Annotated in this window: 9 protein-coding genes and 1 pseudogene; 4 read left to right on the plus strand and 6 right to left on the minus strand. The window is 59.1% G+C overall.

Features of this window, described 5'->3' with window-relative positions; all coding sequences use genetic code 11:
• Positions 1–49 precede the first annotated feature (49 nt).
• Positions 50–3,451: an indolepyruvate ferredoxin oxidoreductase family protein gene (locus PAF20_RS02770; RefSeq protein WP_271072228.1), complete on the minus strand. Its 3,402-nt coding sequence runs from the start codon at positions 3,449–3,451 to the stop codon at positions 50–52.
• A 153-nt stretch (positions 3,452–3,604) separates the two neighbouring features.
• Here PAF20_RS02770 and PAF20_RS02775 point away from each other — a divergent pair, with 153 nt between their 5' ends.
• The 4 genes from PAF20_RS02775 to PAF20_RS02790 all read left to right on the plus strand — a co-directional run bounded on the left by PAF20_RS02775 (position 3,605) and on the right by PAF20_RS02790 (position 7,855).
• The gene (locus PAF20_RS02775; RefSeq protein WP_271072229.1) at positions 3,605–4,501 is read left to right on the plus strand and encodes a LysR family transcriptional regulator; all 897 of its coding nucleotides are present in this window, start codon (positions 3,605–3,607) and stop codon (positions 4,499–4,501) included.
• Between the two features lie 84 nt (positions 4,502–4,585).
• Entirely contained in the window at positions 4,586–6,547 is a 1,962-nt protein-coding gene (locus PAF20_RS02780) for a heme lyase CcmF/NrfE family subunit (RefSeq protein WP_271072230.1), read from the plus strand.
• The gene (locus PAF20_RS02785; protein WP_271072231.1) at positions 6,544–6,999 is read left to right on the plus strand and encodes a cytochrome c-type biogenesis protein; all 456 of its coding nucleotides are present in this window, start codon (positions 6,544–6,546) and stop codon (positions 6,997–6,999) included. The genes PAF20_RS02780 and PAF20_RS02785 overlap by 4 nt, the downstream gene beginning before the upstream one ends.
• Positions 7,000–7,084: 85 nt before the next feature.
• Positions 7,085–7,855 (plus strand): enoyl-CoA hydratase-related protein, encoded by a 771-nt coding sequence (locus tag PAF20_RS02790; protein ID WP_271072232.1) that lies wholly within the window; start codon positions 7,085–7,087, stop codon positions 7,853–7,855.
• 342 nt (positions 7,856–8,197) lie between these two features.
• On the opposite strand, the pseudogene PAF20_RS02795 reads toward PAF20_RS02790, so the two are convergent.
• The 5 genes and pseudogenes from PAF20_RS02795 to PAF20_RS02815 form a co-directional block, all read right to left on the minus strand.
• Positions 8,198–8,400, minus strand: a pseudogene (locus PAF20_RS02795) (IS3-like element IS1133 family transposase); the annotation flags it as partial.
• An 18-nt stretch (positions 8,401–8,418) separates the two neighbouring features.
• Positions 8,419–9,084, minus strand: a complete 666-nt coding sequence (locus tag PAF20_RS02800; RefSeq protein WP_271072233.1) for a VOC family protein — start codon at positions 9,082–9,084, stop codon at positions 8,419–8,421.
• Between the two features lie 18 nt (positions 9,085–9,102).
• Complete coding sequence (mgrA, locus tag PAF20_RS02805; RefSeq protein WP_271072234.1) at positions 9,103–10,131, minus strand: L-glyceraldehyde 3-phosphate reductase; 1,029 nt, start codon at positions 10,129–10,131, stop codon at positions 9,103–9,105.
• A 93-nt stretch (positions 10,132–10,224) separates the two neighbouring features.
• Positions 10,225–11,811 (minus strand): hydantoinase B/oxoprolinase family protein, encoded by a 1,587-nt coding sequence (locus PAF20_RS02810; RefSeq protein ID WP_271072235.1) that lies wholly within the window; start codon positions 11,809–11,811, stop codon positions 10,225–10,227.
• On the minus strand, positions 11,808–13,862 hold the full coding sequence (locus PAF20_RS02815) for a hydantoinase/oxoprolinase family protein (protein ID WP_271072236.1): 2,055 nt from the start codon (positions 13,860–13,862) through the stop codon (positions 11,808–11,810). Before PAF20_RS02815 ends, PAF20_RS02810 begins: the two co-directional genes overlap by 4 nt.
• Between the last annotated feature and the right edge of the window lie 34 nt (positions 13,863–13,896).

Consider the following 13,896-nt stretch of genomic DNA (forward strand, 5'->3'; position numbering starts at 1 on the left):
TACAGATCGCGACATAAGCCGCGACCTGTAAAAAGTCCATGAGGGCGGGTCATTCCGCCGCATGTGCCAGCGGCGTTCCCCCATCTTCGAAAGCGGCCAGCAATTCCGCCCGACGAGCCTCCGCCGCCTCGGCCGCCTTGTCCTTGATCAGGCCATAGCCCTTCACGGTGAGCGGCAGCCGCGCAAGCTCTCGCGCGATTTCGACGGTGGCGGGTGTCACGCGGGGCAGGATAGTGTTCATATCATCCTCGAACTGCGCGATGGCCGCACGCTCTGCACGGCGTTCCGCCAGCCAACCGAAGGGGTCATAGGGCTTACCGCGCAGCCCCTTCATCTTCGCCAGCATCCGGAATGCGGGCAGGATCCACGCGCCGAACTCGCGCTTCTTCGGACGGCCATCTGCGTCGCGCCCCGGCAGGATCGGCGGGGCGAGGTGGAAGGACAGCTTCGTGTCGCCGTCGAACTCTCGCGCAACGCCGTCAGCCGTTTTCAGGTGCAGACGCGCGACCTCGTACTCATCCTTATAGGCGAGCAGCTTGAAATAACCCTCTGCCACATCCTCGCGCAGCTCCTGCGGCGCAGCAGCAACCAGATCGCGGAAGCGCTGCGCATAAGCCTCATCCTGATAGTCGACAAGGAAGGCGGCGCGGTATTCGACCGGGTCAGGCTTTTCTGCTGCCTTCGCGGGTGCGGTCGCCCGTGCCACCGCTTCGGGGTCGGTCATGGCCCAGCGGCCAATCGCGAACGCCCGCTTGTTTTCCTCGACCTTGGCGCCGTTCAACTCGATCGCTGTCAGGATCGCCTGTTCGGTCAGCGGAATCAGTCCCTGCTGCCACGCCGCACCCAGCACCAGCATGTTCGAATAGATCGAATCGCCCAAGGCCGATTGCGCAAGTTTGTTCGCGTCGAAAAACGCCACCCTGTCGCCAAGCCGTGCTTCAAGCGACATCTTCAGCCGGTCAGCAGGGATCTGGAATTCACGGTTTTTCGTGAACTCACCAGTGATGATCTCGTGGTCGTTGACCACCGCGCCTGTCCGGCCATGCGTCATCAAGCCGATGGTCTTGGCACCCGCCGTCACCACCAGATCGCCGCCGATGATGCAGTCGGCTTCACCCACCGCGACGCGGATAGCGCTGATATCTTCGGGCTGGTTGGCCAGCCGCAGGTGGATGTGCACCGCGCCGCCTTTCTGGGCGAGGCCGGCCATCTCCATCATGCCGGCACCTTTGCCGTCGATATGCGCGGCCTGCGCCAGCACGGCGCCGATGGTCACAACGCCGGTGCCGCCAACGCCTGTGATCACAAGATTATGCGTACCCTCAATCGCGGGCAGAGCGGGTGCTGGCAGTTCGGGCAGGTCCATCGCCGCGGCCTTCGGCTTTTTCAGCTTGCCGCCCCGGACAGAGACGAAGCTGGGACAGAAGCCGTTTACGCAGGAATAGTCCTTGTTGCAGGACGACTGTTCGATCTGCCGCTTGCGGCCAAGTTCCGTATCCAGCGGAACGACCGAAACACAGTTCGACTGCACCCCGCAATCGCCACAGCCCTCGCACACTTCGGGATTGATCCAGATGCGCCTGTCCGGGTCGGGGAAAGCGCCCTTTTTACGGCGGCGACGTTTTTCCGCAGCACAGGTCTGGATATAGATGATCGCAGAGGTACCGCCGATCTCGGCCATTTCCTTCTGAACCGCCATCATCTTGTCGCGCGTTTCCATCCGCAGCCCGTCGAACTGGTTGGGGTCCACGTCTTCCTTGTCGTCATAGACCACGACGACAGGCTTGACCCCCATCGCCACCAGCTCCCGCGCAATCTGCGGCGCGGTCAGCCCGCCTTCATTCGGCTGGCCGCCGGTCATCGCAACGGCGTCGTTATACAGGATCTTATAGGTGATATTGGTGTTCGTATCGACGGCATGGCGGATCGCCAGGATCCCCGAATGATTATAGGTTCCGTCGCCAAGGTTCTGAAAGACATGTGGCCTGTTGGAAAATGGCGCCTCGCCAACCCAGTTCGCGCCCTCGCCGCCCATATGGGTGAAGCCGCTGGTTTCGCGGTCCATCCATTGAACCATATAGTGACAGCCGATCCCGGCATAGGCGCGACTGCCGTCCGGCACGCGGGTCGAGGTGTTGTGCGGACAGCCAGAGCAGTACCACGGCGTCCGCACCGCAATTTCCGGCGCGTTGTCCGCCCGGCGCGCGGCGCTCAGCTTTTCCATGCCGGCACGGATGCCTTCTGTGCCGCGCCCTTCTTCGATCAGGATCCCGCCAAGCTTTTCGGCAATCATCACCGGGTCGAGCGCATAGCGTGTCGGGAAAACCTCTTCCCCCGTGCGGTCATGCTTCCAGCCGATCACGCGACGACCGTGGCGGTTATCAAAGATCGCCTCCTTGACCTGCACCTCGATCAGCTTGCGCTTTTCCTCGACCACGATGACCAGATCGAGCGGCTCCGACCATTCCTGAAAGGTCTTCATATCCATCGGGAAGGTCTGGCCGATCTTGTAGGTGGTCAGCCCAAGACGATCTGCCTCTGCCTCATCAATGCCCAGCAGGGCAAGCGCATGGACCAGATCCAGCCAGTTCTTGCCGGCCGCGACAAAGCCTATCTTGGCCCCCGGCTTGCCCCAGATCCTGCGGTCGATCTTGTTAGCGCGCGAAAATGCTTCGGCGGCGAAACGCTTGTAATCGATCATCCGCGCTTCTTGCAGAACCGGCGTATCACCCAGACGAATGTTCAGCCCGCCATCCGGCATCTTGAAGTCAGGCGTCACGAAATCCAGCCGGAACGGGTTGCCGTCAACAACCGACGTGGCCTCGACGGTATCCTTCATGGTTTTCAGCCCGGTCCAGACGCCCGCAAAACGCGACAGGGCAAAGCCGTATAGACCGTAATCCAGAATTTCCTGCACCCCGGCAGGCGACAGAACCGGAATATAGGCATCCACCATCGCCCAGTCCGACTGGTGCAGCACGGTAGAGCTTTCGCCGGTATGGTCATCACCCATCGCCATGACGACGCCACCATGGGCAGAGGAGCCCGCCATATTCGCATGACGCATCACATCGCCTGTGCGGTCTATGCCCGGACCCTTGCCGTACCAAAGCGCGAAGACGCCGTCATACTTGCCTTCACCGCGCAGTTCCGCCTGCTGGCTGCCCCAGATCGCCGTCGCGGCCAGATCCTCGTTCAACCCCGGCTGGAACATGACGTTCTCGGCGGCAAGAAGCTTTTCTGCCTTCATCATCTGCAGATCAACGCCGCCCAGCGGGCTGCCGCGATAGCCGCTGACCAAGCCTGCAGTGTTCAGCCCCGCGCGCGTGTCGCGCGCATGTTGCATGAGCATCAATCGAACGAGTGCCTGCGTACCGTTCAGCAGTACCTGCGATTTGTCCAGATCGAAGCGATCGGCCAGTGAAAAGGCCTTTTGTGCTGGAACCCCCATCTTGCTCCTCCATGCTGGCGGCGGTTCACCCATATATATGTCAGCATTTCTGACCCACCAAGGGAAATCTGCTGTTTTGCATATGTTGCCGAAAACGCGTTCAAAGCGTAAGAGTTGCAACGAATGCATATCTCATGAGCAAAAAGGCATAACATGGACTGGGATAAGCTGCGGATTTTTCACGCTGTCGCCGATGCCGGCAGCCTGACACATGCCGGTGATTCGCTGCGCCTGTCGCAATCCGCTGTCAGCCGCCAGATACGAGGTCTGGAGGAACAGCTTGGCGTCACCCTGTTCCATCGCCATGCCCGCGGGTTAATTCTGACCGAGCAGGGCGAACTGCTGTTCAACGCCACATCCGAAATGGCGCGCAAGCTGGACATGGCCGAGGCGCGGATCCGCGATTCGGAAGAAGGCGTCATGGGCGAGCTGAAGGTGACCACGGCCACCGGCTTCGGCACGCTCTGGCTGGTGCCGCGGCTCAACAAGCTCTATTCGCTCTACCCGGATCTGAAGATCAACCTGATCCTTGAGGAACGTGTGCTGGACCTTCCCATGCGAGAGGCCGATGTGGCCATCCGCATGAAGGAACCCAGCCAGTCAGACCTGATCCGGCGGCGGCTGCTGAACATCCGGATGCGGCTTTATGCCACGCGCAGCTATCTGACCGATGCCGGTCGGCCCATGTCGGTGCCCGATCTGGCGCGGCACCGGGTGCTTTGTCAGGACCCTGCTGTGCCGCAGGTGGCCGCAGGCAAGCTGCTGGTTCAGCAACTGCTGGAACAGAACCCCCGCTCTCTGCTGATGGTGAACAACTATTTCGGCGTCCTTCAGGCGGTGCTGAACGATGTGGGGATCGGTGTTCTGCCTGACTATCTGACCGCCGACTTTCCCGAGCTTGTGCGGGTGTTTGACGATGTCGAATCTGGCGAGGTGCCCGTGTTCCTGGCCTTCCCGGAAGAACTGCGCAGTTCCCGCCGCGTCATCGCGTTCCGTGATTTCGTGGTGGACGAGATTCAATCCTATCGCAAAGCCCAAAGCGCGGCCTGACAGGGCTGCGGCAGGTCGTCGCGCCTCTGTTGCTGGTTTCGGCCGGCAAGCGGCGCTATGCTGCGCCCCGCAAGGGAGCCCTCTATGATCGCCGAGCTCGGACATTTCGCCCTCATCCTCGCCTTCGCGGTATCGCTTTTTCAGTGCATAGTGCCGCTGATCGGCGCCGGTCGCGGCTGGCCTGCGTGGATGGAGGCAGCGCGGCCAGCCGCAATCGCGCAATTCGGCCTTGTCGGGCTGTCTTTCGCGGCGCTGACCGTGGCCTTTGTGACCTCTGACTTCTCGGTGCAGCTGGTCTACAATAACTCTCACAGCGCGAAGCCGATGATCTACAAGATCTCCGGCGTGTGGGGGAACCATGAAGGCTCGATGCTGCTGTGGGTGCTCATCCTTGCCTTGTTCGGCGCTGCTGCCGCTGCATTCGGCGAGCACCTTCCGCCAAGTCTGAGGGCAAGGGTGCTGGCCGTTCAGGCGGCCATTGGTGCTGCCTTCTACGGCTTCATCATCTTTACCTCCAACCCATTCCTGCGCTTCGACGTGCCGCCCTTCGACGGGAGAGACCTGAACCCGCTGCTGCAGGATCCCGGCCTCGCATTTCATCCGCCGTTTCTCTATCTCGGCTATGTCGGCCTCAGCATGGCGTTTTCTTTTGCCGTGGCTGCCCTGATCGAAGGCCGGGTCGATGCGGCATGGGCGCGGTGGGTGCGTCCCTGGACGCTGGCGGCATGGGTGTTCCTGACGATCGGCATCGCGCTTGGTTCATGGTGGGCCTATTACGAACTGGGCTGGGGCGGATTCTGGTTCTGGGACCCGGTGGAAAATGCAAGCTTCATGCCCTGGCTGCTGGCCGCAGCGCTGCTTCACTCGGCGATAGTCGTGGAAAAGCGAGAGGTCCTGAAAAGCTGGACCATCCTGCTAGCGATCATGGCGTTCGGCTTTTCACTGATCGGCACGTTCATCGTCCGGTCCGGGGTCCTGACATCGGTGCATAGCTTCGCCTCTGACCCGACGCGGGGCGTGTTCATCCTAGGCATCCTCGCCGTCTTTGTTGGCGGTGCGCTGACACTTTTCGCGGCTCGCGCAGGCTCCATGCAGGCGAAGGGGGTTTTTGCCCCGATATCCCGCGAAGGGGCTTTGGTTCTCAACAATATTCTTCTTGCGGTCGCGGCTTTGGTCGTCTTTGTCGGCACCGTCTGGCCGCTGGTGGCAGAGATGTTCTTTGACCGGAAACTGTCTGTCGGGCCGCCCTTTTTCGAAAAGGCATTCACGCCCTTCATGATCGTTCTGGCCTTCGTTCTTCCCGTTGGGGCGATCATCCCCTGGAAGCGGGGCAATCTGCGTCGGGTGCTCATGCCGCTGCGCGGTGCCATTTTCCTGACGCTTGCGGTGATGATTCTGGTCTTCGCCGTCTCGACCGGGCGCAGCGGGCTGGCGGTCATCGGTGCCGGTCTGGGGGCCTGGCTGATCTTTGGCGCATTGGCTGAACTGTGGTTCCGCACCGGCTCTGCGGGGCTGTCGCGCCTGCGCCGCCTGCCGCGTGCCGATTGGGGTAAGGCGCTTGCCCATGCCGGTCTGGGTGTCACCTTCATCGGGATCAGCCTGCTGATGGCGTGGCAGGTCGAGGACATCCGAACCGCGCGCATCGGCGAGAGCTTTCAGGTCGGGGGCTACGACATCACCCTGTCTTCCGTCGAAGAACTGCCGGGCCCCAACTATATCTCGACAACAGCAACGCTGAGCGTTGCGAAAGGCGGGCGCGCGGTGGCGGTGCTGCATCCCGAAAAGCGCATCTATCCCGTGCAAGCCATGCCGACCACAGAGGCAGGCATAGACAACGGCTTCTTTCGCGACATCTATTTGGTGATCGGGGATGAGCAGCAGGACGGAGGATGGGCCGTGCGCAGCTATATCAAGCCCTTCGCGAACTGGATCTGGTTCGGCTGCGGTTTCATGGCGCTTGGCGGCTTCATCAGCCTGTCCGACCGGCGCTATCGCGTCGCGGCGGGCGCAAGGCGGAAGACAGCCGCTGCGGTGCCGGCAGAATGAAACATCTGCTGCTGATCCTGTTGCTGGTTGCGACGCCGGTGCTTGCCGTGCAGCCGGACGAGGTGCTGGACGATCCGGTATTGGAAACACGCGCCCGCGACATTTCGAAGCTTCTGCGCTGCCCGGTTTGTCAGGGCGAAACCATCGACGAATCCAACGCCGCTATCAGTCGCGACCTTCGTCTTTACGTGCGCGAACGCCTTGTCGAAGGCGATAGCAACGAAGAGGTGATCGACGCCGTGACCGACCGCTATGGGGAATTCGTGCTGTTCGAACCCCGCGCCACAGGTGGCAACCTGATCCTTTATCTGGCTGGTCCGCTGATGGCGCTGATCGCGGTTATCCTCGGATGGCGCTTCATTCTCAGCAGACGCGAGGCCAGGACGGCAGAATCCACGACCCCGCTTTCGCCCGAGGAAAAGGCCAGGCTGGCCGAAATCATGAAAGATTAGCGCCGGATTATCCGCCGTGACGCGACGGCGGGGCTTTTCGCCGCAGCACCGCCGCGCCATTCTGCCCCCAAGCAGGAGGATTGCCATGACATATGAAACCATCACCTTCGCAAAGAAGGACGGAATCGCGACGCTGATGCTCAACCGTCCGGAGGTCATGAATGCGCTGAGCACGAAGATGCGCGCAGAAATCACACAGGCTCTGGAAAGTCTTGATGAGGATGTGCGCTGTGTCGTGATGACCGGGGCAGGGGCCGGTTTCTGTTCCGGGCAGGATCTCAGCGATGCGGCGGCCGCCGCCGATATCGAGGGCACGCTGCGCCGCGAATATGAGCCGATGCTGAACGCGGTGATCAATTGCCGCGCCCCTGTGATCGCCGCCGTCAATGGTGTCGCGGCAGGCGCAGGTGCAAATCTGGCACTGGCGGCTGATGTCGTGATCGCGGTCGAGAGCGCATATTTCACACAGGCTTTCACGAAGATCGGCCTGATCCCCGATGCTGGCGGCACGTGGGTCCTGCCGCGCCTTGTCGGGAATGCACGGGCTGCGGGCATGATGTTGTTCGCCGACAAGATCCCGGCACCTCAGGCGGCAGAGTGGGGGATGATCTGGCAATCCGTGCCAGAGCCGGAGTTTGTCGAAACGGTCGGTGCGCGGGCCAGCCAGCTCGCCTCTGGTCCGACCGGCGCTTATCTGTCGGTTCGCGAAGCGCTGCGGGCGTCGGGCGCCAATGACTTCGCAACTCAGCTTGAACTGGAAGCGAAGCTACAAGGCAAAGCCGGTCGCAGCGCCGATTTCGTCGAGGGTGTCACCGCCTTTCAACAAAAGCGGCAGCCAAGTTTTACGGGGCGTTAAAGCGTTGAACTCGAAACTTGAATTTGGACTTCCCGGCGATGTTTTTTCGTGCTTCCATCCGATTGTGACGATGGACTATGTCAGCACCATTGCCATTGGCACTTCGGGTTCGGTTTAAGCGCGACGTCGTGAAAGTTTTGAGCGGGCTGAAGAGGGCTTTCCGGTTTGAAGTGTCCCTGGTTTGATGGACGGTTCTGCAGAAGCCCAGTGGGAGGTCCTGGCGGACGCACTTCGCGAGAAGCACGCGATTCTCTGCACCCTCACCGCGTTCGCCGTAGTGGGCAACGTCCTGTCTGATACAGTCATGGATCGTGGTAGAACATAGGTGATATCGCCGGTTCATTTCTGGTTTGGTGCGCTCATCGTGGAATCCCGTTGCAGCAGATCCTGGGTGATGTTGAAAGCGTGATCGCTTCCCGTGGTGCGCTTGAACTTGCGGCTGCGCAGAATCTGTATGACGTTCTGGTACATCAGACTGCCGACGCGATGCTGGCCGACATGCAGGCCAACCTGATCCGTTTCGCAGTCATGCGCAGCGTACCATAAGGTTCCTTGTCGGCGGCTTATAACAATTCGAAAGTGCCGTCCTCAGGAGAGTGCAGACAGCCAAGCCAAGCACTGCATCCAGCCACGCCAATGCCACCTTCCGGCGGCGTGAATAACTCGATGATAGTATCACCCCGCTCTAAGAACATAACTTCTGTCCTGCTGTCAGGCTGAAGCAGGGTGTGTTTTGCGACGATTTTACAGCCAATTTTCAGGAACAGCGAGGCTTCCTTACCGACCTCGTCACAGCAAATTCCAATATGATCGTGTCCCCAATGCGGTGAGCCGGTACTACCCTTTTTTGCACATAGTTCGATCAGGCTGCCTTCGGGACCATCAAAAAAAACATACCGGACGCCCTGTTCCCAGAACTCATCTATTTCTTCGGGGCCGTTCGGTGTCATCGTATTGGCCAGGGTTCCGCCACGCGCCAGGCATTCGTGCATCGCAACATCGGTGTCGGGAACGGATAGTGCCAGATGTTGTGCTCGCAGCGCGCCGACAGTCTCGAATCTTTCGACAACGCGAAGCCTCTGATTTCCGAGCACCAGCTCAAGGCCAAACGCGTCGTCATGCGCCAAATCAAAGCCAAAAACTCTCTTGAGCATCTCGACGCCCGCAGCGACGTCGCACAAAGAAAGAACTGGTATGATTGCAGCGCCGTCCGACAATGAAAGCTTCATTGCTGTCTAACCTTCGCTTTATGTGTTTGAAGAGCGTGCCCACAGGTTGATGTCCGCTTCCACCGCATATTGATCAATCTCTTCGAGCTCTGCGGGGGTGAAATCGAGGTTATCAAGCGCCCCTACGCAATCCAGAACCTGTTGTGGCCGTGACGCCCCGATCAGGGCGGAGGTGATTGCGCCGCCGCGCAGGACCCAGGCAATTGCCATCTGGGCCAGTGTTTGACCACGCCGTTCCGCAATTGCGTTAAGCTTTCTGATATTGCCCAGCACTTCATCGGTCAGCATGTTCTGACTCAAAGAAGAATCGCTTGTCGCTCGACTACCCTCGGGCACGCCGTTCAGATACTTGTTCGTGAGCATCCCCTGGGCGAGCGGCGTGAAGACGATGGAACCAATGCCAAGCTCGGAAAGTGTATCCTTCAGACCATCTCGTTCGATCCACCGGTTAAACATATTGTAGCTTGGTTGATGAATGAGACATGGCGTTCCAAGTTCGCTAAGGATCGCCTCTGCCTTCCGCGTCATCTCAGAATTGTAAGAGGAAATCCCGACATACAGCGCTTTTCCGGATCGAACGATCTGGTCAAGGGCACCCATTGTTTCCTCAAGCGGCGTTTCGGGATCGAACCGGTGGGAATAAAAGATGTCGACATAGTCGACCCCAAGTCGGGCCAGGCTCTGATCGCAGGATGCCAAAAGGTACTTCCTGCTGCCGCCGTTGCCGTATGGGCCGTCCCACATCTCCCAGCCGGCCTTGCTTGATATGACCAATTCATCCCGGTAGCCGCGAAAATCGTTTCGCAGGATTTCGCCAAAGGCCTCTTCGGCGCCACCGGCCGGCGGGCCATAATTGTTCGCCAGATCAAAATGGGTGATCCCGCTGTCGAAGGCGGCCTGACAGATAAGACGCTTTGTCTCATGGGACGTATCGTGACCGAAATTATGCCAAAGCCCCAACGAAATCGCCGGTAGTTTCAGACCGCTCTTGCCGCAAGTGTTGTACACCATTTTATCATAGCGGTTGGCACTTGGTTGGTAGTTCATTTGTTTGCCTTTTCCTTGATCCGGTATCCATTTGCGACCGTTGCTGCCCGGTCTCAGAATGGCTGCCGTGCAATGTGGTTCCAGTGTCCGTTTTCAGTGAATTCGGGATTCGACCATGTCACGCTGGCGAGCTGCGTCATCCCTGTCCGAGGCCGGACCATAACCGCCGCCCCCCGCCGTTGCAATTTCCACAATCTGGCCCGGCCGCAAGTCGATCATACCATCAAACCGATCAACGCCGTCACCAAGGTCGAGGACGGTGCTGCTGCCATAATCCCCGCCTTCAAGACCCCAGGGGCGCGACGTCAACCTTGATGTATCGATAGACAGCCGGCACTCAGCTTCGACGCGATAGACCCTTCGCACGCCCATACCGCCTCGATAAGTGCCGGCGCCGCCAGAGCCGTCAACCAACTCGTAACGTAAGAGCGAAAGGGGGAACTCCCGCTCCAGCCCTTCGACGGGCAGGTTAGAGGTATTGGTCATATGAACCTGAATGCCACTTAAACCATCTGCTCCGGGCCTGGCGCCCCCGCCACCGGCGATCGTTTCAAGATAAACCCAGAGATCACCGTTGGAGCGTGTCCCGGAGAAAGTAGCCCCAGTACAGCAGCCGTTGCCCGCCGCTGCAATTCGGCCCGGCATTGCTTTGGCGAGTGCGCCCAGTATCAGGTCCGCCACGCGCTGACTTGCCGCAATTCTGCCGTCAACGGCAGCCGGGTGCTCGCAGTTGAGAATCGATCCCTTCGGCGCCTCGACCGACAGCGGACGCGATAAACCCGCATTGGGTAGAATGGTGGGGTCGATGGCAGATTTTACAGCATAGAAGCAAGATGCAAGCAGGGCCGTATAGACCATGTTCAGCCCCGCCTTGATTTGCGGCGGTGCTTCGAACACCAGCCGCATGTTGTCCCCGTCGACGGTAATCGCCACTGAAAGGTCCAGTCTTTCCGCCGTCTGGTTGCTTTCGAACACATCGCTGAATTCATAGGTGCCATCTGGAATTTGGCTAATCCCCGCACGCATCTTTCGCTCTGCATAATCAAGTAGTGCATCTCCGGCCTGCAGCACCGTTTCCACGCCGTATTTACGACAAAGATCCTGCATGCGAAGAACCCCCAGCTTGTTGGCGGATAGCTGTGCACGCAGGTCTGACAAGCGCTCTCCGGGCACCTGGCAATTCAGCAGAAAAATGTCCTGTACATCATCTTGCAGCTTGCCTTCCCGGTACAGCCGTACAGGAGGTATGCGAATACCTTCCTGATAGATATGCGCATGTCCGCGGTCCGCAAAATCGGCGTGATGGGCAGTATTGATTGACCATGCAACAAGGCGGTCCTCGACATGGATCGGCTCTGCCAGCACGATGTCGGGCAGATGCGTCGCCCCGCCGACATAGGCATCATTGCCCATGAACACGTCACCTGGCCGGATCTCGCTCGTGTCATAGCGTTCTGTAATGTGGGAAATGATCCCGATGAAGCTGCCGAGATGCATCGGGATGTGCTCGGCCTGGCAAAGTGTATTTCCACGGTGGTCAAACAGTGCAGTCGAACAGTCGCGCCTCTCTTTGATGTTGGTCGAATAGCTTGACCGAACCAGGGCCTCACCCATTTCTTCGACGATTGAGGAAAAGGCGCTGCCGATGACCTCGATAGTGATTGGATCCAGATCGCTCATCTGGCGTCCTCCAGGATAAGGTTGGAATAGTCGTCCACATATGCGTTCATTTCGGGCAAGACCAAGGTGGTTGTGTCCATCTGCTCGACGATGGCAGGACCGCGGAATTTATGCCCCGGCCTAAGGTCTTTCCGCTGATAGATCGGGCAATCAACGGTGCCTTGCGTTTCCGAGAGCCAAACCGGACGCGTCGCGGCAGGGACAGGCTCTTCGCCATCTTCAATCGAAACCGCCCGTTGGACCGCCGCTTTCTTGACGAGCCCAACGGCTTCAAGACGCAGCGTGACCAGCTCGACCTTTTCGTCTGGCGGTGCGAATCCGTAACGCTGTTGATGAGCCTCTTCGAAGCGTTCACGCAATGTGGCGAAGGATTGATCTGAAACCTCGCCATCCGGGAACGAGACCTGAAGCTCGTAGTTCTGGCCAAGATAGCGAAGATCGGCAGTTCGCTGCAGAACCCGGTTTTCGGCGGCTATACCTTCATGGTCGAACCACTCACCGGCCGAAACCTCCAGATCCGACAGAGCGGTCGAAACAGTGTCCGGTGTGAGCGTTGACAGGTCGGACAAAAGGCTTTGCGCAAAATCCGCCTTCAAATCTGTCATGAGCAGTCCGACCGCACATAGTGCGCCGGGCGTGGGCGGAACAATAACCCGTGTCATGTCAAGTTCACGCGCCAATCTGGCGGCGTGAAGCGGGCCACCTCCCCCGAAGGCCATAAGCGCATAGTCTCTGGGGTCGTGACCTCGCTGAACGGAAATTACCCTGATCGCCTTCGCCATATTCGCGGTGGCGACGTGGATGATGCCCTGCGCGGTTTCTTCGGTCGACATTCCAAGCTGGCCGGCCAAACCGCCGATCGCATCCTTCGCCTTGTCGAATGCGACCTTCATCCGGCCGCCAAGAATGCGTTCCGGGTTCAGTATCTGTAGCACGATGTTCGCATCGGTCAGCGTTGGGGCGGTGCCGCCAAGATCGTAGCAAACCGGCCCTGGGTTCGCGCCGGCGCTCTCAGGGCCCACCTTCAGCAAGCCGCCCGTATCGACATATGCGATCGAACCTCCGCCGGCGCCAACCGTATGTATGTCCAGCATTGGCGCCTTGATCGGATAGCCGTGGACCTCAGCTTCACCAGTCTTCTTGCACTGGCGCCCTTTCAGCAGCGCAACATCGGACGACGTTCCACCAACATCAAAGGTGATGATGTCATCGAACCCTGCATAAGCAGCAATTTCCTGCGCGGCGATTACGCCGGTCGAGGGTCCGGATAGCAATGTCCTGACCGGAAATTGGGCCGCAGTTTCAAATCCAATTACGCCCCCGTTCGATTGCGTCAAATGCGGCGCTATCCGTAGGCCATTGCCGATCAGCCGATCTTTCAACCTTCGAATATAGCGCTGCATGACAGGGCCGAGGAAGGCATTCACAACCGTGGTTGAAAACCGTTCATACTCCCGGAACTCGGGCGCTACCGCGTGTGAGGTGCATACGAAGACGTCCGCCAGCTGTTCTTTGACGTGATCTTCAACGATACGCTCATGCTGCGGGTTCATGAAGCTGTAAAGGAAGCCAATGGCGACAGCCTCGATATCCTTGTCGGCCAATCCGTTGACGATTTCGCGCAACTGCTCTTCGTCCAATGAAACTTCTACCGTTCCATCTGCCCTAAGCCGCTCTTTTACGTTCAGCCGCAGGTCGCGAGGTACGAGAATCTGAGGTTTCTCAGCGAACATGTCATACAGGCTGGGCCGCTTCTGCCGACCGATCTCCAGAAGATCGCGGAAACCATCAGTGGTCAAAAGCGCGGTTTTTGCGCCTTTGAGCTCGATCAGGGCATTTGTCGCAACGGTGGTTCCATGTCCGAAGAAGCTGACCTGTGACAGATCGCCACCTACATTCTGAAGCCCTTCGGAGACCACGTCCAAGATTCCTCTGGACGGATCGTCTGGCGTAGAGGCGCTCTTCCATATCTCCATCCGTCCCGTCTCTTCTTCGAACAGGCAAATATCCGTAAAGGTCCCGCCGGAATCCACGCCAATGCGCCAGCTCATACTGATTTCATCCCATTGTGATAGTGTTGAGGTC

The sequence above is a fragment of the Paracoccus albus genome (assembly GCF_027913035.1).
In the GTDB taxonomy this organism is placed as follows: domain Bacteria; phylum Pseudomonadota; class Alphaproteobacteria; order Rhodobacterales; family Rhodobacteraceae; genus Paracoccus; species Paracoccus albus.